Source organism: Methylocystis heyeri (assembly GCF_004802635.2).
In the GTDB taxonomy this organism is placed as follows: Bacteria; Pseudomonadota; Alphaproteobacteria; order Rhizobiales; family Beijerinckiaceae; genus Methylocystis; species Methylocystis heyeri.
Map to the genome: position 1 here is coordinate 3,203,367 of NZ_CP046052.1, position 18,620 is coordinate 3,221,986.

Here is an 18,620-nt window from a genome sequence, read left to right on the forward strand (position 1 = left end):
TAGCAAACTCAGGGCCTTCCCATTGTCCGATGGAGGAAGAGGCCCCAGTCCCGTTCGGGCTTATCAAGCCGCCGTAGCTTTAGCCTGGGCGAACTGGTCGAAGGCCGCGAGCGCATGGCTCGCGTACATCGCGGAGGGACCCGCGCCCATGTAGATCGCCATGCCGAGCGTCTCCAGGACTTCCTCGCGCGTCGCGCCCTTCTCGACTGCGGCCTTGCTGTGGAAGGCGATGCAATCGTCGCAGCGGGTGGAGACGCCGATCGCGAGCGCGATGAGCTCCTTGGTCTTGGCGTCGAGCGCCCCGGTCGCGCTCGCCGACATCGCCATCGCGCCGAAAGCCTTCATGACGTCGGGCGCGCCGACCCGCAGATTGCGAACGTCGGCGGAGAGGAGCTTCGTCAGCTCCGGCCAATCCTGAAGAGCCTGGACCATTGTTTTTTCTCCTTTGGTTCATCGTGCGGCTCGTCGTCGCGCAGCACGACATAGATGGCGGGAATCACCAGCAGCGTCAGGGCGGTAGACGAAGCGAGACCGAACACGAGCGAAATCGCCAATCCCTGGAAGATCGGATCGGTGAGAATGAAGGCGGCTCCGATCATCGCCGCCGCCGCGGTGAGGAAGATCGGCTTGAAGCGCACCGAGCCCGCCTCGACCAGCGCCGCGCGCAGCGGCAAGCCTTTCTCCCGAAGATGCCGGATGAAATCGACCAGCAGGATCGAGTTGCGCACGACGATGCCGGCGAGCGCGATGAAGCCGATCATCGAGGTGGCGGTGAAAGCCGCGTTGAACAGCCAATGGCCGACCATGATGCCGAGCAGCGTCAGAGGCACCGGCGCCAGGATGACCAGCGGGAGCTTGAACGAGCCGAATTGCGCCACGACAAGCAGATAGATGCCGAGCAGCGCCACGATGAAGGCCGCGCCCATGTCGCGGAAGGTCACGTAAGTGACTTCCCATTCGCCGTCCCACAGCAGAGTCGGCTTGGCGTCGTCGAGCGGCTGGCCGTGATATTTGATGGTCGGAGCGCCTTCCGTGCCCCAATCCAGCCTGTCGATCGCGTCCTCCACGGCGAACATTCCGTAGATCGGCGCTTCGAAACGTCCCGCGAGCTCCGCCGTGACCATCTCGGCGAAGCGGCCGTCTCGGCGAAAGATCGGATAGGAGCCGAGTTCGCGCGTCATTTTGACCACGTCTCCGAGCTCCACATTGGCGCCCTGGCGAACCGTGCCGCCGGCGGGCAGCGGCGTGGAGAGAATGCGCTCGTTCACCGCCATGGCGGAGCGCGGCAGCGCCACCGTGATATCGACGGGTTTGGCTCCGCCGCCCCTCTGGGAGTAGCCGATCTTGACGCCGCCGACCAAGGCGCCGATCGTGTCGTAGACCGCCTGTTCCTGGACGCCGTGAAATTCGAGCGCCTCCTGGTCGATCGAATAGCGGAGACGCTCCTCCCGCACGCCGAAACTGTCGTCGACGTCGACGATGAAATCGACCGACTCGAAGGCCTTGCGCACGCGGCCGGCGAGCGCGCGGCGCGCATCGGCCGTCGGGCCGTAGATCTCCGCGAGCAGCGTCGAGAGCACCGGCGGGCCGGGCGGCACTTCGACGACCTTGATCGCGGTATGCTCCGGCTTGTCGATCCCCTCGAGCCTCTTGCGGATGTCCAGCGCGATGGCGTGGCTCGCCCGCTTGCGCTCGTCCTTGGGCAGCAGATTGACGGCGAGATCGCCCATATAGGGAGCCGAACGCATGTAATAATGGCGGACGAGGCCATTGAAATTGAACGGCGCCGCCGTGCCGGCGTAAGACTGGACCGAGGTCAGCTCCGGCAGGTCCTTGAGCCGCTCCGCCGCCGCCGTGAGCAGGCGATCCGTCGCCTCGAGCGAAGCCCCGCGCGGCAGATCGACCACCACGGCGAGCTCGGATTTGTTGTCGAAAGGCAGCAGCTTCACGCGCACGCTCTTGGTCGCGAAAAGCATCAAGGCTGCGAGCGTCGCGAGGCCCACGAAAAGCAGAAAGCGTTTCGACCCCTCCCGGCCACGCAGCATGCGCGAGGCGATCCCCGCGTAAAAGCGGCCCATCACGCCGGGATCGTGCTCCTCGTGACCATGGGCCTCGCCCGATTCGAAGCGCGTGCGGGCGATCTTCATGAGCAGCCAGGGCGTGATGGTCATGGCGACGAAGAATGAGAACACCATGGCCAGCGACGCATTCGCCGGAATCGGGCTCATATAGGGCCCCATCAGGCCGGACACGAAGAGCATCGGCAGCAGGGCCGCAACGATGGTCAAGGTCGCGACGATGGTCGGGTTGCCCACTTCGGCGACGGCCTCGATCGCGGTCTCGACCAGGCCGCGGTCGCCCCGCATCTGCCAATGGCGCACGATGTTCTCGACGACGACGATGGCGTCGTCGACGAGAATGCCGATCGAGAAGATGAGCGCGAAGAGGCTGACGCGGTTGATCGTGTAGCCCATCATGTAAGATGCGAACATGGTGAGCAGGATCGTCGTCGGAATGATCACGAAGACGACGACGCCTTCGCGCCAGCCGACCAGGAGGACAATCAGAGCGACGATGGAAAGGGTCGCGAGAGCAAGGTGAAACAGGAGCTCGTTCGCCTTTTCGCTCGCCGTCTCTCCGTAGTTTCGCGTCACGGCGACGTCGAGATCCTCGGGAATGATCCGGCCTTTGACGATCTCGAGGCGGTGCAGAATCTCCTCGGCCATCACGACGGCGTTGGCGCCCTTGCGCTTGGCGATCGCAAGGCTCACCGCGGGACGCTTTTCCATTTCCCCTTTCGGCCCGCGCGTCATGGTCCAGCCGAAATGCTCCGGCTGCGCCGCGCCCACGCTCACCTTCGCGACATCCTTGACATAGACCGGCCGCCCGTCGCGCGAGGTCAGAAGCAACAGGCCGATATCCGGAACCCCCTGGAGGGTTTGACCCGCGACGACGGAAATCGAGCTGTCCTTGTCCCGGAAGGAGCCGACCAGGAAAGAACGGTTGGCGTTGGTGAGCTTGTCGATGAGCTGGTTGAGAGTGATGCCGTAAAGCGACAGCAGCTCGGGATTGGGTTCGACCCTGATCTGGTTGGGGCTGCCGCCGACGATATAGGTAAGGCCGATATTGTCGACCTTGGTCAGTTCGTGCTGGAGCTCCTCGGCGACCTGATAGAGCCCGTTATCCGTCCAGTCCGCGGCGCGCTCGGGCTTCGCCGACAGCGTGAGCACCACTATGGCGACGTCGTCGATGCCGCGCCCGACGATCAGCGGCTCGCGGATGCCCTTGGGCAGGCCGGTTATATTGGCTCTGATCTTGTCGTGAACCCGCAGCACGGCGTTGTCCTGCGGCGTGCCGACGAAGAATCTCGCGGTTACAACGACATTGTCGTCCTGGGTCTGCGAATAGACATGCTCGACGCCGTTGACGCTCTTGATGAGATCCTCGAGCGGACGGGTGACGAGGTCGATGGCATCCTCGGCCTTGTAACCATTGGTCGGCACCACGATGTCGACCAGCGGCACGGAGATTTGGGGTTCTTCTTCGCGCGGCAGCGCCTGCAGGGCGATGAGCCCGACGAGCAGCGAGGCGATCAGCAGCAAAGGGGTGAGCGGCGAGCCGATGAAGGCGCGCGTCAGCGCTCCGGAAAAGCCGAGCTTCATGGGCTCACCGCCACATCGCCTTCTTTGAGGCCCGAAAGAATTTCAATCTGTTTTCCACGAAGCTCGCCGGTCTGGACGGCCACTTCGCCATTGTTGGCGAGCCGCACGAAATCGACCCCAGCGCGCCGGTAGACCGCCTCGCGCGGAATGAAAATCGTGTTGCGCTTTCCGGTTGGAACGTAAACCCGCGTCCGTTCGCCGACGAAATAATCTCCGAGCCCTTCGACCTCGACGTCGGCTATCACGCGGCCACCCTTGATTTCGGGATAGACGATGCGCACGCGCCCGCTCGCGCGCTGCCCTCCGGCGTCTTCTTCGACGCCGCGTCCGCCGATCTGCACCTTGTCGCCGGCGCGCACAAACTTGGCGTGGCGCTCCGGCAACTCCAGCCGGAGGATGTAGCGATCCTCGGCCACGGTCGCGATGGTTTCGCCGGGCATCACCACGCGCCCGACAGCAGCCGGAACCGTGAGCACGCGGCCGTCCGCGGAGGCGATTACGCCGCCTTCGACCGCCTGCTGCTCGATCACGCCGCGGTCGTTCTTCATAGCCGCCAGAGTCCGCTCGGCGACGTCGAGCGCCGTCTTGGCCTGATCGAACAGAACCTTGGTGGTGACGCCGCGGGACAGCAGATCCTTGGCGCGATCGAAATCGGCCTTGGCCTTGTCCCGCTGAGCCTGCTGCGAGCGAATGCGCTGATCGAGCGCCTGCGTCTGCAAGAACAGCTTTTCGTCGGTGACCTTCGCGATTTCCTCGCCGGATGAGACTCTGTCTCCTTCCTTGATCTTCAAGGATGATACGGTGCCGCCGATACGAGCGCGGAGCGCCAGAAGATGCACAGGCTCGACCGTTGCGACCACGGCCTTGAGGTCGTCCGCCGTTTCCATCCGCACCGGTATTTCCCCGGCCAAAGCGAGCTCGCCTGCGAGGCCGAACGCCAAGAGGATGACCCTCGCGCAGACCTCGACCGGAACTTTGAATCCCTGTGGCATCGCCCCTCCCTCGAAAACCGTTTGACATATATATTCGTAATATGTAATTTAGCAAGCATGAAATTACACGAGTTCGCCGCCAACGCCACGCAAGCCGAGGCATTCCTGAAGGCGCTGAGCAACCGGCACCGGCTGATGATTTTGTGCGAACTGAGCAAGGGCGAGCGCCAGGTAGGCGAACTCCTCCAGACGCTCGATCTGCCTCAGTCGTCGCTGTCCCAGCATCTTTCGCGGCTGCGCAGGGACAAGCTCGTCACGACGAGGCGGGTGTCGCAGGCGATCTTCTATTCGCTGGCCAATGGAAAGGTCGTGCGAATGATCGATCTCCTCGACGAATTGTTCTGTTCGCAAGGCTCGCCCGACGGCAGGCCGCTTCCCGCTTCACGGGCCGGCGAAAAGGCGCGTTGCGGACTGAGATCGGTTGGATCGAAAGGACAAACGAGATGAGCATCGATCGCATTGTCATGGCCTTCGCGGGGGTCATGATCCTCGCCAGCCTCGCGCTCGCGCAGTTTTTCGGCCCGGCCTGGCTGCTCCTCGCAGCCTTTGTCGGCGCCAATTTGTTGCAGGCGGCCTTCACGGGCTTTTGCCCGCTCGCTCTGATCTTGAAGAAATTCGGCTGCAAGCCCGGCGCGGCTTTTTAACGCCGGGTCGCACATCGCTCTACGCCTGATCTCATCTGAGGGAGATATGACAATGAACATGACCAGAAACGTAGGCGCCGTCGACCGCGCCGCGCGCGTCGTCATCGGCCTCGCGCTGCTCGCTTATGCGCTCAAATTGGGAATGCCCGAAACCGGCTGGAACTGGGTGGGTTGGTTCGGGTTGATTCCCCTCGTCACCGCGCTGGCGGGCGTATGTCCTCTCTACAGCGTCGTCGGCCTGAGCACCTGCCCGCGCCGCTGAGGTCGAATAACGTCGGGGCGCTTCGGCGACCCCGAACCAAAAAGAGTGACTAAAATGGAAGAGAAACGCTCATGACCAAAATCGTCGTTCTGGGCGCCGGCATCGGCGGCGTCCCGCTGGCTTTCGAGCTCAAGGATCTTCTGGGAAAAAAAGCCGACATCACGGTGGTGTCGCAAACGGATTACTTCCAGTTCGTGCCCTCCAATCCATGGGTCGCGGTCAAGTGGCGCAAGCCCGGCGACATCAAGGTCAGTCTTCCCGAGATCTTCAGGAAGCGCAAGATCGGCTTCACCTCGGCCGGCGCGAAGCGGGTTCGCCCCTCCGAAAATCGGGTCGATCTCAACGACGGGACCTCGCTTTCCTATGACTATCTCGTCGTCGCGACCGGGCCCCATCTCGCCTTCGACGAAATCGAGGGCCTCGGTCCCAACGGCCACACCAAATCTGTCTGCCACGTCGACCACGCCGGCGCCGCAGGCGAGGAATGGGAGAAGTTCTGCCAGAATCCCGGCCCGATCGTGATCGGCGCGGTTCAGGGCGCCTCCTGCTTCGGACCGGCCTATGAATATGCGCTCACGGTCGTCTCCGACCTGCGCAAGCGCAAGATTCGCGACCGCGTGCCGATAACCTTCGTCACTTCCGAGCCCTATATCGGCCATCTGGGTCTCGGCGGCGTGGGCGACACCAAAGGCATGCTCGAATCGATCATGCGCGATCGCGACATCAAATGGGTCACCAACGCCAAGATCGACCGGGTGAACGCCGACTCCATCGAGGCGACGGAACTCAACGAGGACGGCTCGGTCAAGAAGACGCATAAGATTCCCACTTCCTTCACGATGATGCTGCCCGCCTTTCGCGGCGTCGACTGCCTGAAGGACGACAATGGCGCCTGGATCGAGGGACTGACCAACCCGCGCGGTTTCGTGACCGTCGACCGCAAGCAGCGCAACGCCAGATATCCCAATATCTTCGCGGTTGGAGTCTGCGTGGCGCTGCCGCCGTTCGAAGCGACCCCCGTGCCCGTCGGGATGCCCAAGACCGGCTACATGATCGAATCGATGTGCACCGCGGCGGCCCATAACATCCGCGATCTCGTCGCCGGCAAGGAGCCGACTCACGAAGGCACGTGGAACGCCGTCTGCCTTGCGGACTTCGGCGACAGCGGCATCGCCTTCGTCGCCCAGCCTCAAATCCCGCCGCGCAATGTGAACTGGTCCGGAAAGGGATATTGGGTGCATCTCGCCAAGGCGGCCTACGAAATCTACTTCCTGCGCAAAGTGCGTCAGGGACAGGCGGAGCCCTTCTACGAGCGCTTCATCATGAAATTGTTCGGCATCGTTCGTCTGCGCGGCAAACACGCTTGACGGGGACGCGCGAACGCGTAAGCCTTCGCTGAAGTTGAAACGACACGGGCGCCTGCGCCCGTGTCGCCATGTCAGGGCTATTTGCGCTGGGGAGCTGAGCAGGATGGGAAGCATTGCGCCGCGGCTTGCGAAACTCGCGCGAGAACCGGCGCCGGGCCGGAAGCGACGACTGCGGCGAAGATTGGCCAAATGCTTCGCACTCGCCGTCGGGGCGGCTCCGATCGCCGCGCCCCATGCGAGTTCGGCCGAGACCCTCTATTCGACGCTGGCGCGCGCTTATCAGAACAATCCCGAGCTCAACCAGAGACGCGCTTCGGTTCGCGCGCGCGACGAGGAAACCACCAAGGCGCTTTCCGGTATGCGGCCGAAAGCCGGCGTCACTGCTTCCGCCGGACCGCAATACTCCACCGTGAAGATTCCTTCGGGGCGAAACAATCTGGGGCAGCGCGCCTATTACGCCGACGAATTCATCGGCTATCCTCGCGGCGCCGCGCTGAACGTCTCGCAGACGCTGTTCGACGGCGGGCGCACCGCGAGCGCTGCGCGACAGGCCGAATCCGGCGCTCTTTCCGCCCACGCCGGCCTTTCCGTCAACGAGCAGACGATCCTTCAAAGCGGCGTGAAAGCCTATATGGACGTCCTGCGCGACACGGCGATAACCGCTCTGCGCAAGAACAACATCGCCGTGCTCACGGAGCAGTTGCGGCAGACGCGCGAGCGTTTCCGCGTCGGCGAAGTCACCGTGACCGACGTGGCTCAATCGGAGGCCGCGCTGGAGCAAGGGCGCTCGGATTTCTACAACGCGCAGGCCATGCTGAAAATGAGCATGTCGGCCTATCGCCGGATCGTCGGCGTCGAACCCAGACATCTCGAGCCCGCGGCGAGCGCGGAGAAGCTGCTCCCCCGTTCCGCCGGATCGGCCGAGACGATGGCCGTTGCGCAGCATCCCAGCGTGATCTCGGCTCTTCATCAGGTCGATGCTGCGGAACATGCGGTGAAAGTCGCGGAAAGCGCATTGTCGCCGACCGTTTCCCTCAATGCTCAGGTTTCTCCCCAATGGGACTCCTTCCTCGGCTGGCCGGGAACGCGGCAGTTCGCTGCGGCGGCGACCGGGAGCCTCAACATCCCGCTCTACCAGGGCGGCTCGGAATACGCCTCGATACGCCAGGCCAAGGAGCAGTTGAGCGAGGCGCGCCTCGGCGTCGATCTCGCCCGCGAGAACGTGCGCGCCATGGCCTCCGACTCCTTCGCCCAGCTGGAGGCGGCGAAGACCTCGATCGTCTCCAGCCAGGCCGCCGTGAAGGCCGCCGAGAAGTCGCTCTGGGGCGTGCGTCAGGAGGCGCGGGTGGGTCAGCGAACCACGCTCGACGTCCTCAACGCGCATCAGGCGCTGGTGGCGGCCCGCGTCAATCTCGTCATCGCCCAGCATGATCGCGTCGTCGCGTCCTACGCCGCGCTGGCGGCGATCGGGCGGCTCACCGCCGGCGATCTGAATCTCGACGCAGCATTGTACGATCCCGAAATTCATTACGAAGAGGTCAAGGACAAATGGTTCGGCCTCGACACGTCGGACGGAAGATGAGCGGCGAATCCGGCCCGGTCTGGACCGAGTCGCTTCCCTCGTTGAGCAACCTCGACGAGGAGACCAAGGCAACGCTGCGACGAAACGCCGTATGCGTCATCATTCCACAGGGACGCACCATCTTTCGGCCCGGCGATTGCAGCGCTCAGTTCCCATTGGTTCTCTCGGGTTCGATTCGTGTCCAGCGGGTTACGGAAAGCGGCCGCGAGATCATCCTTTACCGGGTACAGCAGAATGAGACCTGCATCCTCACCATCGCCGGCCTGCTCGCTTCCGAGGTCTACGAAGCCGAGGCGGTCACGGAAACCGAAGTCGTCGCCTATCTTCTATCGGCGCGAGTCTTCAAGGATCTCATGGACAGATCGTCGTCGTTTCGCGCTCTGGTCTTCGAAGGCTATAGCCGGCGGCTGATGATGCTGATGTCGAAAATCGAACAAATCCTCTGCACGCGGATCGACGTCCGTCTGGCGCAAAGGCTTCTGTCGATGATGAACGGCGACAGGCGCATCGAGACCACGCAGCAGGCGCTCGCCGTCGATCTCGGCACGGCGCGCGAGGTCATCGGTCGCGCGCTTCTGACCTTCCAGCGTTCGGGCTGGGTGAAACTCTCTCGCGGCGTCATCGAGGTTTTGAATTCCGAGGCTTTACTCGTTCTCGCCGAGAGCAAGTGAGACCATGTCTCGGACAGGCGAGCGGCGCGCGCGCAATGTCGCGCATGCCATTCGCTCCGTGAATTCCCCGCGCAAGCGCGACGCGGCGGCGATGCGCACGCAGCGGCGCCGTCGCGCCCATTTCGCAAGGCGTTCGGGTCGGTTCGCAGAGTCGCGCCGTAACAAAATCAAGAGGCTGACAAATGATCCGACGATCCCTTGCACGCGAAATCGCAGCGGCGCTCGCCTTCAAGGCGGCGGCGATCGCTGTGCTGTATTTCCTGTTTTTCGACCATGGGCGGCGGACGAAGGTTACGCCCGAAACGATGACGTCCTTTCTGCTCGACGCGCAAACGCCCGCGCGGCAGTGAAATTTCGCAGGAGACCCTAATGCCGGAACTCGACATAGTAACGCTGTCGCGTTTGCAGTTCGCGCTGACAGCGCTTTATCACTTCCTGTTCGTGCCTCTGACGCTCGGGCTCGCCTGGATCCTCGCCATCATGGAGAGCGTCTATGTGATGACGGGACGCACGGTGTGGCGCGACACCGTGAAATTCTGGGGCGCGCTGTTCGGAATCAACTTCGCGATGGGCGTCGCGACCGGCGTCACCATGGAGTTTCAGTTCGGCACGAACTGGAGCTACTACTCGCATTACGTCGGCGACATCTTCGGCGCCCCGCTCGCCATCGAGGGCCTGATGGCCTTCTTCATGGAGGCGACTTTCGTCGGTCTCTTCTTCTTTGGATGGAAGCGTCTGAGCAAGGTGCAGCATCTCGTCGTGACCTGGCTGGTCGCCCTCGGGAGCAATCTCTCGGCGCTGTGGATTCTCGTCGCCAACGCCTGGATGCAGAATCCGGTGGGATCGCACTTCAATCCGCAGACGATGCGCATGGAGCTCACCTCCTTCGCCGAAGTTCTCTTCAATCCCGTGGCGCAATCCAAATTCGTGCATACGGTCAGCGCCGGCTATGTGACCGGCGCGGTCTTCGTCATGTCGATCGGCGCCTACTATCTGCTGCGCGGATTGCACAGGGACATCGCGCGCCGCTCGGTGGTCGTCGCCGCCAGTTTCGGCCTCGCCTCGGCGCTTTCGGTGGTCGTGCTCGGCGATGAGAGCGGCTATACCGCCGGCGAAAACCAGAAGATGAAAATCGCGGCGATCGAAGCCATGTGGGAAACCGAGCCCGCGCCCGCTTCCTTCACCTTGTTCGGCATGCCCGACGTCGCCAGCGAAACCACCAGATATGAGGTGAAAATCCCCTGGCTTCTCGGCCTTATCGCCACGAGGTCGATCGACAAGCCCGTGGAGGGCATCAAGCCGTTGGTCGCGGGGGCCGAGCAGCGCGTCCGCAACGGCTTGCCGGCCTATCGCTGGATCGGGGAACACGCCGGCGGAGAGGCGGCCGTTCCGCCCGAGCTGGAAGGCTCGATGAAGGATCTGGGATACGCCTTTCTTCTGAAACGCATCCGTCCCGACATCGAAAACGCGACCATCGACGAGGTTCACGAGGCGGCCTTGTCGACCATCCCCGACGTGCCGACGCTGTTCTGGTCGTTCCGGATCATGGTGGCGCTGGGATTCTATTTCATCGCGCTGTTCGGCTTCGCCTTCTATCTCTCGAGCCGGCGACGCTTGAAGAGCACGCGGTGGTTTTTGTACACCGTGATGTACAGCCTGCCGCTGCCGTGGATCGCGGCCGAGCTCGGATGGATCGTCGCGGAATACGGCCGCCAGCCGTGGATCATCGACGGCGTCATGCCGACTTTCCTCGGCGCCTCCAACATTCCGGCCAGCAATGTCTGGGCGAGCCTTCTCGGCTTCGTGCTGTTTTATTCCGTTCTCGCGATCATCGACGTCTCGCTGATCGTCAAATATGTCCGCATCGGTCCCGAAACCAAAACCGGGGAAGTCGAGCCGCCGGCTCTGGCGCCCGTCGCCGCGCAGTGAGGAGAAAAGGCCATGTCCCTCGATTACGGAACTTTGCGCCTCGTCTGGTGGGGGCTGCTGGGCGTGCTTCTGACCGGCTTCGCCATCATGGACGGTTTCGATCTCGGCGTCGCCATGCTGCATCCTTTCGTCGCGCGTAGCGACGGCGAGCGCCGCATAACGCTGAACGCGATCGGCCCGGTGTGGGAAGGCAATCAAATCTGGCTGGTGCTCGGCGGCGGCGCCGTCTTCGCCGCCTGGCCTTTGCTTTACGCGGCCTCTTTCTCGGGCTTCTACCTTGCGATGATGCTGGTGCTCGTCGGCTTCATCATCCGCCCGGTGGCTTTGACCTTCCGGTCAAAACTCCACTCGGCGCTCTGGCGCACGGGTTGGGACTACGCCTTCTTCGTCTCGGGCGTCCTGCCCTCGCTGGTGTTCGGCGTCGCCTTCGGCAATCTGCTGCTCGGCGCGCCGTTTTATTTCGACCGCAACCTGCAGCTCGTCTATGAGGGAGGCCTGCTCGGCCTGCTCAATCCCTTCTCGCTGCTGTGCGGCCTCGTCAGCATAGCCATGCTGGTCATGCAGGGCGCGAGCTACCTCGCCGTAAAGACCGAAGGCGCGCCCGCCGAGCGCGCCCGACGCTTCGGGGTCGGAGCCGCTATCGCCCTCGTCCTGCTGTTCTCGATCGCGGGAGTCTGGATCGCGCTCGGCGTCGACGGCTATGCGGTGCGCAGCGCCATAAACATGTCGGGCCCCTCCAACCCGCTGCTCAAGACCGTCGCGCGCGCGCATGGCGCGTGGTTCGCCAATTACGGCCGCCAGCCGCTCAGCCTCATCGCCCCGGTCCTCGCCTATCTCGGGGCTGCGGCGGCGATCCTGGCGCTGCGGGCGCAGGCGGCCAGGACGGCCCTCCTGTCGAGCAGCCTCGCCATCGCCGGCGTGATCGCGACGGCGGGTTTCAGCCTGTTCCCCTTCCTGCTGCCCTCGTCCAGCCATCCGAGCCACAGCCTGACGGTTTGGGACGCCTCTTCGAGCCCGGCGACGCTGAAACTGATGCTGTTCGTGGCGCTGGTCTTCCTGCCGATCGTCCTCAGTTACACGGCCTGGGCGTTTCGGGTGTTTCGCGGGGTCGTCAAGGAAGCCGCGGTCACGAGCGGCGACGACTACGCCTATTGAGACAAGGAGCGCTTCGATGTGGTATTTTTCCTGGATTCTGGGCCTCGGCCTCGCCTGCGCCTTCGCGATCCTCAACGCCATGTGGCTCGAGATCGAGGAATACAGCGAGGAGAAATGACGCTTCTCGCGAATGCGCCCTAAAGAACGCCGCGCCGGCCCAAGGCGCGGCGTCGCACGATCCAGGCGCGGGGTTGCAAAGAGACCGTAAACACGCTTGGTTACCATGCGCCGATCCAGGAGGTTAATCGTGAAGCCTGCGCGAACCGACAAAGGGCCAATGCGCCGCCGGTCTTTCTGCCTGGGTCTTGGAGCGGCGTTTCTATACGTCTCTGCTGGCAGGGGCGCAGAAAAGCAAGGTCTCGACGGGACATGGGGCGGGGCCCGAAACGGCGTGACCGCGCAGGTGATCATTGTCGGCGCCACGGTGATCGGCTTTTACTGGCGCAATGATTATTTCGACGCCGAGAGCCCGAAATTTTCCGAGGATGGCCGAACCCTGTCCTTCGCCTTTCCAGCAGGAACGGCTGTGCTGAAGCGCACGGGCGAGCGCACGGCCAAAATAGCGGTCACCGAAAAAGGCCGGTCGACAGACTTGGACCTGCATAGGGATTAAGCGCTTTGCGATCAGGGCAAAGGCCTTGGGCGCGCACTGCGGGGCAGGAGGATAATGCGCCGCGCCGCCTGCCGCCGGCCCGAATTTCCGCTTCGTTCATTCGCCGGCGCTTTTTTCAGCGCCGTTCGCCGCTTCGATGGGCTCTGCTTTTTGAGTTCCGCCAGCTTCTTCGCCGCCGCCTCGAAAACGGCGTCCACCGGGCGCGGTTGCGCGTCAATCGCCTTGCGATATTTTTCATATTCGGTTTCGGCTTTCGCCCGCGCCTGTTCGGCCGATATTTTTCCGGCGTGGCCGAGCAATTCCCGGCCGGAAAGCCGCAAGAAATCGTCGAGCTTCGCGATCCAATCCCGCATCTTCATCGGCTTACGGTTCAAGGCCTGCAATTCGGCAAATTCGAGATGGGCCGAAACGATGCGGTTGAGCGCTTCGAGTTCGTCTGGCGCGAGATAATTCTTGGCGATGGCGACGTCGCCCTTTCGAATGACGCCGCCCGCACGGGTGACGGTCAGCCCCATGCGGGGCTTGCCGGCGTCGGCTCGGCCGTGGACAATCTCCGCCGCCGTATGGCCATGGGTCGCCCACTGGCGGAACTGCGTGCCGTGATGGCTGCGCACGAGATAGCCGACCGCGAGGACGGCGGGAAGGCTGTAGTGACGAAGCCGACGGGAAACCTCCCGGATCCCTTCGGGTCGAACTTGTAAGTATTCCTTACAAGTTGCCGCCTCCTCGATTTTCCCTTCCGCGAAAATCGCTTTGAGATGCAGCGTAACATTCTGAGGCGTGACCTGAAACAATTCGGCAATTTGCGCCTGCGTGAGCCATAGCGTCTCGCCCTCGAAACGGCATTGGATGCGCGTCCGGCCGTCTTATGCTTGATACAGCAGGAATTCCGTTTGCCGCCCGTCCGACTCGTTCATGGCTATAGCTTTCCGGTAAAAGCGTTATGCAAAAGCGATTTCCATAACTCGTCGATGGCGACTGGTCGACGAGTTCCATCGCGTCGCGCATCCACTTCTGCTGGAAACGCTCCAGGAACAGACCGGCGGCTCTATTTTCGGTTCAACAAAGGAGGTGGTGCCGCAAGAGGGATTCGAACCCCCGACCCCCTCATTACGAATGAGGTGCTCTACCGACTGAGCTATTGCGGCGTTGCCCGGCGTCGAAGACGCCCGAGACGAGCCTCTCATATCGGGGCCGCGGCGCTTTTTCAAGCGGCGACTTGGGAAATGGCCCGCCTTGTGCGCAATTTTCGAAACTGCGGCGCTTCTTTTAAAGGAACGCCCGCCGGGGACGCCCGATCAAGAAGTGCGAGGCCATTCGAATTGGCCCCGCCCAGGCCGGGTCAGCCCTTCACGCCGGGAACGCCTGCCCCGTAGGAAGCGATGAAAAAACGCTCATGCAGGACTAGGGCCCAGAGCCAGGCCCCGATCATCTCAGCGCTTGCGCTTCAGATCCGCCTGCGCGCCGGGGAGACTGGCCAGGGCCTGCTGGCGCAATTGCTCGATTTCGCTCTTGATCTTGGAGGCCTCGGCGCGCGCCTGCCGCGCCCGGCGACGCAGCGGAGCGTGAGTCAGCCAGGATGCGAGGCCCCCGGCGAGCACCCCCACCGCGACGGAGGTCAGCACGACCAGGAACAGCGGGGCCTCGAAGGACAGGCCCGAGGCCTCGCCGCCCGGAAACGGATCGAGGAAAATCTTCACCGAGCCGCGGTTCGCCAATGCGAAGAACAGGATCAACAGACCGAGCGGGACATACACGAGCAAACGCAGCAGCGACCTCATCACTCTCCTCGATCTCCTGCCTTAAGGGGCGGCCGCGCCGAAGCTTCAGCCCTTGTAGTTCTCGTTCAGGCGCTCGCGCATTTCCTTGCCGGTCTTGAAGAACGGCACGCTTTTCTCCTGGACGGAGACCTGTTCCCCGGTGCGGGGGTTGCGGCCGGTGCGCGCGTCGCGCTTCTTCACCGAGAAGACGCCGAAGCCGCGCAGTTCGACCCGGTCGCCGCGCGCCAGCGCCGAAGTGATCTCGTCGAGAATCGTGCCGACGATGGTCTCGACGTCACGCTGATAGAGGTGCTCGTTGCGGCTGGCGATACGCTGGATGAGTTCGGACTTGATCATAATTTTATCCCGCCTGAGGCAGCGCGCAGCTGCGACGCCCGGTTGCGCTGCGACGCTATGTTCAATTTGCTGCAGAACCCTGCCAAATCGCCAGGAGCCCGTCAAGACGAGGATGTTGCGTATCCGCCTGATCGAAAAGCACAGCGAGCGGTGAGAGGCCGAGCGCCCGGGCGCCCGCCGAAGCGAGGCCCAGCAGCCCCGTCCGTTCAAGGCTCGGTTTTTTCTTCCAGTCCTTCACCGGCAGTTTCTTGGCGACCCCTTTTTCGGTTTCGAGCCACTGGATCGCCTCGGTCTCTCCGCCCACCATGTCGGCGAGCTTCAGCGGAACGCTCTGGCGCCCCGTGAAGACGCGCCCGTCCGAAACCTTGGCGAGTTCGGCGTCGTCCAGATGGCGCCGGGCCTTCACGAGATCCTTGAACCAGGCGTAGCTGTCGCTGACCAGCGACGCGATGGCCGCCCGGGCGGCCTCGCTGGTGGGCTCGAAGCCGTTGGGCGCGGCCTTCAGGGGGCTGGACTTGATCTCCTCGACCTTCACGCCGAGCGTATCCAGGGTCTTGGCGACATTGGGAAACTGAAACAACACGCCGATCGATCCGACCAGCGAATTGCCCCGCACCACGATTTCGTCGGCGCCGAGGGCGGCGATGTAGCCGCCCGACGCCCCCAGCGTGCCGATCACGGCGACGATGGGCTTTTTCTCGCCGACTTTGCGCAGGGCGAGATAGAGTTTCTCGGCCCCGGTCGTCGTCCCGCCGGGGCTGTCGATCGTCAATATCAGCGCGCTCGCTTTGGATTCGCCGATCTTCTTGATCAGATCCAAGGTGTCGCTGTCGCCGGTGATCATGCCCTCGATCGAGAGCCGCGCGATATGCGGCGTGGCTTTTTCGATCGTGTCGATCCCGGAGAACCTGCCCATGGCGGCGAGCGCGGCCGCGAGCGCCGCGGCTATGGCCGCGATGCGCCAGTAACCGAGCTTGCGCCGCAAGCGGCGGCGGTCCACCATATAATCGCTTGAAAGGGACATGAGCGAAGCTTCTCGTCGTGGCTGGCGGCGGTTGCGGGGCGGCGTGGTTTTCAGCGGCGACGCGGCCGGGCGAGAGCCGCCCGCGTTCGCCTTCAGGAATCACGGCGCCAACATAACCCGCTTTCGCCGTTAAAGGAACGCCGCCGGCATTGCATCGACGGGACAAACGCGCTAGCTGGGCCGCCACGCCCCGGGCAATTCGACCGGACGAGACAAGCCCCAGGATCTTTCATGAAGCTTCCTCACCAGTTCTACCGGCCGCTGGCCATCGGCGCGCCGACCCCCTTGCGCGAGGCTCCCGTCAAGGTCGAGCGCATGATTCATTTCGTGCCGCCGCATCTGGAGAAATTCCGGGCCAAGGTTCCGGAGCTGGCGAAGCAGGTCGACGTCGTGCTCGGCAACCTCGAGGACGCCATTCCCGCCGACGCCAAGGAGGCGGCCCGCGCCGGCTTCATCGAAATGGCGAAATCGACCGATTTCGGCTCCACCGGCCTGTGGACCCGCATGAACGCGCTCAATTCGCCCTGGGCGCTGGACGACATGATCGAGATCGTGGGCGCCGTCGGCGACAAGCTGGACGTCGTGATGCTGCCCAAGGTCGAAGGCCCCTGGGACGTCGCCTATCTCGACCAGCTGCTGGCGCAGCTCGAGGCCCGCAACGGCGTCAAGAAACCCATTCTCATCCACGCCATTCTCGAGACCGCCGAGGGCGTGAAAAACGTCGACGCCATTGCGAGCTGCTCGCCGCGCATGCACGGCATCAGCCTCGGACCGGCCGATCTCGCGGCGTCGCGCGCCATGAAGACCACGCGGGTCGGCGGCGGCCACCCCGATTACAAGGTCATCGCCGACGCCGGCGAGGCTTCGGCCCCCCGCCCCACCTACCAGCAGGATCTTTGGCATTACACCATCGCCAAGATGGTCGACGCCTGCGCCTCCGCGGGCATCAAGGCCTTTTACGGTCCCTTCGGCGATTTCTCCGACCCCGCCGCCTGCGAGGCCCAGTTCCGCAACGCCTTCCTGCTCGGCTGCGCCGGCGCGTGGTCGCTGCACCCCACCCAGATCGCCCTTGCGAAAAAGGTGTTTTCGCCCGACGCGGCCGAGGTCGCCTTCGCCCGGCGCGTGCTGGAGGCGATGCCCGACGGCACCGGCGCGGTGATGATCGACGGCAGGATGCAGGACGACGCCACCTGGAAGCAGTCCAAGGTCATCGTCGACCTCGCCAAGCAGGTCGCCGCCTCCGATCCCGATTACGCCAAGATCTACGGCTTCTGATCTCGCTTTATGGAAAGCGCGCCGCATCCGACCGGCCGGCGCGCTTTTCACGCCTGAAAATGATTTCGCGAGAAAAGCCCCCGGCCGAACGCGAGTTTGCCTCTTTCCCCGGCGGCTCGGAATAAGTTGAAGAGTTTTTGCGCCCTAAAATTCGCCGCTCATTATAGATCCAGCGCAATTTTTCCTCGTCCAGCCTCCTTCGGGGGCGCATGATGCGCTAGCCTTGCGCAATCACCGGCAAGGCCGCAACGAATGCTTCATTACAAAAACTTAACCTGATGCTCAGCTGCAAGAAAGCGGACAGCCATCTTTAAGCCACGCTGGGCGCCGCCTATATTGTCAGATCGCGACTGGCTTGACGCGGTCGATTTGGGGTTCGCCCAGGTGGGGAGCCCGAAGGAGTAGGAATATGGCGAACGCCTTCCCCATCATCGCCAGCGAAAACGGTCTGGCGCGGTATCTCGCCGAAATCCGCAAGTTTCCCATGCTCGAGCCGCAGGAAGAATATATGCTCGCCAAACGCTGGCGCGAGCATGAGGATCCCCTCGCGGCCCAGAAGCTCGTCACCTCCCATTTGAGGCTCGTCGCCAAGATCGCAATGGGCTATCGCGGCTACGGCCTCCCCATCGGCGAGATCGTCTCGGAAGGCAATGTCGGCCTGATGCAGGCGGTCAAGCGCTTCGAACCCGAGCGCGGCTTTCGCCTCGCCACCTATGCGATGTGGTGGATCCGCGCCTCGATTCAAGAATATATCCTGCGCTCATGGTCGCTGGTGAAAATGGGGACCACCGCCAACCAGAAGAAGCTGTTCTTCAACCTGCGCAAGGCCAAGAGCAAGATTTCCGCCTTCGAGGAAGGCGATCTCAAGCCCGATAACGTCGCGGCCATAGCGACGCGCCTCGGCGTCTCGCAGCAGGACGTGATCGAGATGAACCGCCGCATGGGCGGCGACGCCTCGCTGAACGCGCCGCTGCGCGAAGAGGGCGAGGGCGAGTGGCAGGATTGGCTGGTCGACGACAGCGCCGATCAGGAACATATACTGGTGAATCAGGAGGAGGCGAGCAACCGCCAGATCGCCCTTCGCGGCGCGCTGGACGTGCTCAACGCCAGGGAGCGCCGCATCTTCGAGGCGCGCCGGCTGATCGACGAGCCGCTCACTCTCGAAGAGCTCTCCGAGGAATTCGGCGTCTCGCGCGAGCGCGTCCGGCAGATCGAGGTGCGCGCTTTCGAGAAAGTGCAGTCCGCGGTCCGCGCCGGCGTCGCCCGCATCGAGGCGACCCACAATCTGCTGCCCACGGCGCAGTAAGCCGAGAACAAAAGACGGCGG

The 18,620-nt window shown here is 63.4% G+C and carries 20 protein-coding genes and 1 tRNA gene; 13 read left to right on the forward strand and 8 right to left on the reverse strand.

What is annotated here, in order from left to right; genetic code table 11:
* Window positions 1-63: 63 nt before the first annotated feature.
* The 3 genes from H2LOC_RS14530 to H2LOC_RS14540 are packed head-to-tail and all read right to left on the reverse strand — an operon-like array spanning window position 64 to window position 4,654.
* A complete protein-coding gene (locus H2LOC_RS14530; protein WP_136497704.1) occupies window positions 64-432 on the reverse strand; it encodes a carboxymuconolactone decarboxylase family protein in 369 nt (122 codons plus the stop codon).
* On the reverse strand, window positions 399-3,662 hold the full coding sequence (locus tag H2LOC_RS14535; protein ID WP_154331675.1) for an efflux RND transporter permease subunit: 3,264 nt from the start codon (window positions 3,660-3,662) through the stop codon (window positions 399-401). The genes H2LOC_RS14530 and H2LOC_RS14535 overlap by 34 nt, the downstream gene beginning before the upstream one ends.
* Entirely contained in the window at window positions 3,659-4,654 is a 996-nt protein-coding gene (locus H2LOC_RS14540) for an efflux RND transporter periplasmic adaptor subunit (RefSeq protein ID WP_136497705.1), read from the reverse strand. The genes H2LOC_RS14535 and H2LOC_RS14540 overlap by 4 nt, the downstream gene beginning before the upstream one ends.
* A 57-nt stretch (window positions 4,655-4,711) precedes the next feature.
* Between H2LOC_RS14540 and H2LOC_RS14545 the strand changes: the two genes are divergently transcribed.
* The 11 genes from H2LOC_RS14545 to H2LOC_RS14595 all read left to right on the forward strand — a co-directional run bounded on the left by H2LOC_RS14545 (window position 4,712) and on the right by H2LOC_RS14595 (window position 12,877).
* Complete coding sequence (locus tag H2LOC_RS14545) at window positions 4,712-5,101, forward strand: ArsR/SmtB family transcription factor (RefSeq protein ID WP_136497706.1); 390 nt, start codon at window positions 4,712-4,714, stop codon at window positions 5,099-5,101.
* A complete protein-coding gene (locus H2LOC_RS14550) occupies window positions 5,098-5,298 on the forward strand; it encodes a YgaP family membrane protein (RefSeq protein ID WP_136497707.1) in 201 nt (66 codons plus the stop codon). The genes H2LOC_RS14545 and H2LOC_RS14550 overlap by 4 nt, the downstream gene beginning before the upstream one ends.
* 52 nt (window positions 5,299-5,350) lie before the next feature.
* Window positions 5,351-5,560: a YgaP family membrane protein gene (locus H2LOC_RS14555; RefSeq protein WP_425487305.1), complete on the forward strand. Its 210-nt coding sequence runs from the start codon at window positions 5,351-5,353 to the stop codon at window positions 5,558-5,560.
* Window positions 5,561-5,631: 71 nt separating this feature from the next.
* Window positions 5,632-6,927 carry an NAD(P)/FAD-dependent oxidoreductase gene (locus H2LOC_RS14560; protein ID WP_136497708.1) on the forward strand — a complete coding sequence of 432 codons (1,296 nt, stop codon included), beginning with the start codon at window positions 5,632-5,634 and terminating at the stop codon, window positions 6,925-6,927.
* A gap of 103 nt (window positions 6,928-7,030) precedes the next feature.
* A complete protein-coding gene (locus tag H2LOC_RS14565) occupies window positions 7,031-8,509 on the forward strand; it encodes a TolC family outer membrane protein (RefSeq protein WP_136497709.1) in 1,479 nt (492 codons plus the stop codon).
* Window positions 8,506-9,180 carry a Crp/Fnr family transcriptional regulator gene (locus H2LOC_RS14570; protein ID WP_136497710.1) on the forward strand — a complete coding sequence of 225 codons (675 nt, stop codon included), beginning with the start codon at window positions 8,506-8,508 and terminating at the stop codon, window positions 9,178-9,180. The genes H2LOC_RS14565 and H2LOC_RS14570 overlap by 4 nt, the downstream gene beginning before the upstream one ends.
* A gap of 182 nt (window positions 9,181-9,362) precedes the next feature.
* On the forward strand, window positions 9,363-9,530 hold the full coding sequence (gene cydP, locus H2LOC_RS14575; protein ID WP_136497711.1) for a cytochrome oxidase putative small subunit CydP: 168 nt from the start codon (window positions 9,363-9,365) through the stop codon (window positions 9,528-9,530).
* 19 nt (window positions 9,531-9,549) lie between these two features.
* Window positions 9,550-11,109 (forward strand): cytochrome ubiquinol oxidase subunit I, encoded by a 1,560-nt coding sequence (locus H2LOC_RS14580; RefSeq protein WP_136497712.1) that lies wholly within the window; start codon window positions 9,550-9,552, stop codon window positions 11,107-11,109.
* A 12-nt stretch (window positions 11,110-11,121) separates the two neighbouring features.
* A complete protein-coding gene (cydB, locus tag H2LOC_RS14585) occupies window positions 11,122-12,264 on the forward strand; it encodes a cytochrome d ubiquinol oxidase subunit II (RefSeq protein ID WP_136497713.1) in 1,143 nt (380 codons plus the stop codon).
* A gap of 16 nt (window positions 12,265-12,280) precedes the next feature.
* On the forward strand, window positions 12,281-12,382 hold the full coding sequence (gene cydX, locus H2LOC_RS14590) for a cytochrome bd-I oxidase subunit CydX (RefSeq protein ID WP_136497714.1): 102 nt from the start codon (window positions 12,281-12,283) through the stop codon (window positions 12,380-12,382).
* A 273-nt stretch (window positions 12,383-12,655) separates the two neighbouring features.
* Window positions 12,656-12,877 (forward strand): hypothetical protein, encoded by a 222-nt coding sequence (locus tag H2LOC_RS14595; protein WP_154331676.1) that lies wholly within the window; start codon window positions 12,656-12,658, stop codon window positions 12,875-12,877.
* Between the two features lie 11 nt (window positions 12,878-12,888).
* On the opposite strand, the gene rhuM is transcribed toward H2LOC_RS14595, so the two are convergent.
* The 5 genes from rhuM to sppA form a co-directional block, all read right to left on the reverse strand.
* Window positions 12,889-13,671 carry a RhuM family protein gene (gene rhuM / locus H2LOC_RS14600; protein ID WP_202620471.1) on the reverse strand — a complete coding sequence of 261 codons (783 nt, stop codon included), beginning with the start codon at window positions 13,669-13,671 and terminating at the stop codon, window positions 12,889-12,891.
* A 278-nt stretch (window positions 13,672-13,949) separates the two neighbouring features.
* Window positions 13,950-14,025 (reverse strand) — tRNA-Thr (locus H2LOC_RS14605).
* Between the two features lie 285 nt (window positions 14,026-14,310).
* Window positions 14,311-14,658: a lipopolysaccharide assembly protein LapA domain-containing protein gene (locus H2LOC_RS14610; protein ID WP_136497716.1), complete on the reverse strand. Its 348-nt coding sequence runs from the start codon at window positions 14,656-14,658 to the stop codon at window positions 14,311-14,313.
* Window positions 14,659-14,703: 45 nt separating this feature from the next.
* Window positions 14,704-15,099 (reverse strand): integration host factor subunit beta, encoded by a 396-nt coding sequence (gene ihfB, locus H2LOC_RS14615; RefSeq protein ID WP_484502526.1) that lies wholly within the window; start codon window positions 15,097-15,099, stop codon window positions 14,704-14,706.
* Window positions 15,056-16,018, reverse strand: a complete 963-nt coding sequence (sppA, locus tag H2LOC_RS14620) for a signal peptide peptidase SppA (protein ID WP_136497718.1) — start codon at window positions 16,016-16,018, stop codon at window positions 15,056-15,058. The genes ihfB and sppA overlap by 44 nt, the downstream gene beginning before the upstream one ends.
* A gap of 231 nt (window positions 16,019-16,249) precedes the next feature.
* Here sppA and H2LOC_RS14625 point away from each other — a divergent pair, with 231 nt between their 5' ends.
* Complete coding sequence (locus tag H2LOC_RS14625) at window positions 16,250-17,293, forward strand: HpcH/HpaI aldolase/citrate lyase family protein (RefSeq protein ID WP_136497719.1); 1,044 nt, start codon at window positions 16,250-16,252, stop codon at window positions 17,291-17,293.
* A 409-nt stretch (window positions 17,294-17,702) separates the two neighbouring features.
* Window positions 17,703-18,599 carry an RNA polymerase sigma factor RpoH gene (rpoH, locus tag H2LOC_RS14630; RefSeq protein ID WP_136497720.1) on the forward strand — a complete coding sequence of 299 codons (897 nt, stop codon included), beginning with the start codon at window positions 17,703-17,705 and terminating at the stop codon, window positions 18,597-18,599.
* Window positions 18,600-18,620 lie beyond the last annotated feature (21 nt).

Excerpts from the sequence above, each read along its gene's own strand:
- H2LOC_RS14530 (WP_136497704.1), bottom strand. The coding sequence starts at position 432 with ATGGTCCAGGCTCTTCAGGATTGGCCGGAGCTGACGAAGCTCCTCTCC.
- H2LOC_RS14535 (WP_154331675.1), bottom strand. The coding sequence starts at position 3,662 with ATGAAGCTCGGCTTTTCCGGAGCGCTGACGCGCGCCTTCATCGGCTCG.
- H2LOC_RS14540 (WP_136497705.1), bottom strand. The coding sequence starts at position 4,654 with ATGCCACAGGGATTCAAAGTTCCGGTCGAGGTCTGCGCGAGGGTCATC.
- H2LOC_RS14545 (WP_136497706.1), top strand. The coding sequence starts at position 4,712 with ATGAAATTACACGAGTTCGCCGCCAACGCCACGCAAGCCGAGGCATTC.
- H2LOC_RS14550 (WP_136497707.1), top strand. The coding sequence starts at position 5,098 with ATGAGCATCGATCGCATTGTCATGGCCTTCGCGGGGGTCATGATCCTC.
- H2LOC_RS14555 (WP_425487305.1), top strand. The coding sequence starts at position 5,351 with ATGAACATGACCAGAAACGTAGGCGCCGTCGACCGCGCCGCGCGCGTC.
- H2LOC_RS14560 (WP_136497708.1), top strand. The coding sequence starts at position 5,632 with ATGACCAAAATCGTCGTTCTGGGCGCCGGCATCGGCGGCGTCCCGCTG.
- H2LOC_RS14565 (WP_136497709.1), top strand. The coding sequence starts at position 7,031 with ATGGGAAGCATTGCGCCGCGGCTTGCGAAACTCGCGCGAGAACCGGCG.
- H2LOC_RS14570 (WP_136497710.1), top strand. The coding sequence starts at position 8,506 with ATGAGCGGCGAATCCGGCCCGGTCTGGACCGAGTCGCTTCCCTCGTTG.
- cydP (WP_136497711.1), top strand. The coding sequence starts at position 9,363 with ATGATCCGACGATCCCTTGCACGCGAAATCGCAGCGGCGCTCGCCTTC.
- H2LOC_RS14580 (WP_136497712.1), top strand. The coding sequence starts at position 9,550 with ATGCCGGAACTCGACATAGTAACGCTGTCGCGTTTGCAGTTCGCGCTG.
- cydB (WP_136497713.1), top strand. The coding sequence starts at position 11,122 with ATGTCCCTCGATTACGGAACTTTGCGCCTCGTCTGGTGGGGGCTGCTG.
- cydX (WP_136497714.1), top strand. The coding sequence starts at position 12,281 with ATGTGGTATTTTTCCTGGATTCTGGGCCTCGGCCTCGCCTGCGCCTTC.
- H2LOC_RS14610 (WP_136497716.1), bottom strand. The coding sequence starts at position 14,658 with ATGAGGTCGCTGCTGCGTTTGCTCGTGTATGTCCCGCTCGGTCTGTTG.
- sppA (WP_136497718.1), bottom strand. The coding sequence starts at position 16,018 with ATGTCCCTTTCAAGCGATTATATGGTGGACCGCCGCCGCTTGCGGCGC.
- H2LOC_RS14625 (WP_136497719.1), top strand. The coding sequence starts at position 16,250 with ATGAAGCTTCCTCACCAGTTCTACCGGCCGCTGGCCATCGGCGCGCCG.
- rpoH (WP_136497720.1), top strand. The coding sequence starts at position 17,703 with ATGGCGAACGCCTTCCCCATCATCGCCAGCGAAAACGGTCTGGCGCGG.